1 protein-coding gene is annotated in these 1,567 nt (G+C 74.9%); it reads right to left on the bottom strand.

Annotated features, from left to right (window positions below):
- On the bottom strand, window positions 1-1,567 hold a 1,567-nt coding region (locus QR77_RS46390; protein ID WP_160310863.1), incomplete at both ends, for a polyketide synthase.

Here is a 1,567-nt window from a genome sequence, read left to right on the forward strand (position 1 = left end):
GGGAGGCGGTGGCGGGGGCGCGCCCCCGCCCGGCCTGCCCGGTGCGCACCGCGGACGGGTGGCCGGCGAGATGCGCGCACAGCTCGGCGCGGAGCGCGGCCGGGCCGTCGGCCACCACGGCGAGCCGGTGCGTCATCGCATCGCGACCCGTCTGCAGGGTGTACGCGAGGTCGCCCGCGGGGACGTCCTGGTCGGCCAGGTGGTCGGCGAGCCGTTCGGCGGTGTGCCGCAGTGCCTCGGGTGTGCGGGCGGAGAGCACGAACAACTGCTCGGCGGCCGCTGTGTCCTTGGCGCCGGTGTCCGGCATGGGGGGTTCCTCCAGGACGATGTGCGCGTTGGCTCCGCCGAAGCCGAAGGAGCTGACTCCGGCACGGCGCGGCAGCCCGTTGCCCGCGCCGTCACGGGGCTCGGGCCACGGCCGGGCCGTGGTGGCGATCTCGAACGGGCCGCCGTCGAGTTCCAGATAGGGGTTCTGCTCCCGCAGGTGCAGGCCGGCGGGGATGGTGCCGTGCCGCAGCGCGAGGACGGCCTTGAACAGGCCCGCGATGCCCGCGGCCGCCTCCAGGTGGCCGATGTTGGTCTTCACCGAGCCGATCACGCAGCCGGGCGTCGCGGCCGTGCCGCGCTCCGCGCGCAGCCGGCGGAAGGCGGTGCTCAGACCCGTGGTCTCGATCGGGTCGCCCAGCGCGGTGCCGGTGCCGTGCGTCTCGATGTAGCCGACGGTCTGCGGCGCCACGTCGGCGGCACGGTAGGCCTCGACGAGCAGGTCGGCCTGGGCGTCCGGGTTGGGCGCGGTGAGCGAGGTGGTGCGGCCGCCGTGGTTGGCCGTGGCCGCCTTGATCACCGCGTGGACGCCGTCGCCGTCGTGGTCCGCCCGGTCGGCCTGTTTGAGCAGCACCACGCCGACGCCCTCGCCGCGCACATAGCCGTCGGCCCGGCTGTCGAAGGTCTTGCAGCGGCCGTCGGAGCTGAGCATCTCGCCCTGGTCGAGTACGTCGTACACCCGCGGCGAGAGGATCAGATTGACCCCGCCCGCGATGGCCAGGTCACAGGTGCCGTCGCGGAGCGCGGCGACGGCCTGGTGGACGGCGGTCAGCGAACCGGAGCAGGCCGTGTCCACGGCCATGCTGGGACCGCGCAGGTCGAGGAGGTACGAGACCCGGTTCGGGATGACCGACAGGGCACCGCCGGTCGCGGTGTGGGCCTGCGGGGCGCACCCCGCGTCCCGCTGCGCCTGGAGGTAGTCGGCGCCGGCGACGCCGATGAATACGCCGACCCGCTTGCCCGCAAGGTCGGACGGCCGGTGGCCGGCGTCCTCGACAGCCGACCACACTGCTTCCAGCAGCAGCCTCTGCTGAGGGTCCATCAGCTCCGCCTCGCGCGGGGAGATCCCGAAGAAGGCGGCGTCGAAGCGGTCCACGTCGGGGACGAAGCCGCCCCAGCGCGTCGGCGAGCCCGCCTCGCGCGGGCCCCAGCGGTCCGCGGGGACCTCGGTCACCAGGTCGTCCCCGGCGGTCAGGTGGTCCCAGAACTCCTTGAGGTCGGCCGAGCCGGGCAGCCGCCCCGC

Source organism: Streptomyces sp. 150FB, from assembly GCF_000818195.1.
Classification (GTDB): domain Bacteria; phylum Actinomycetota; class Actinomycetes; order Streptomycetales; family Streptomycetaceae; genus Streptomyces.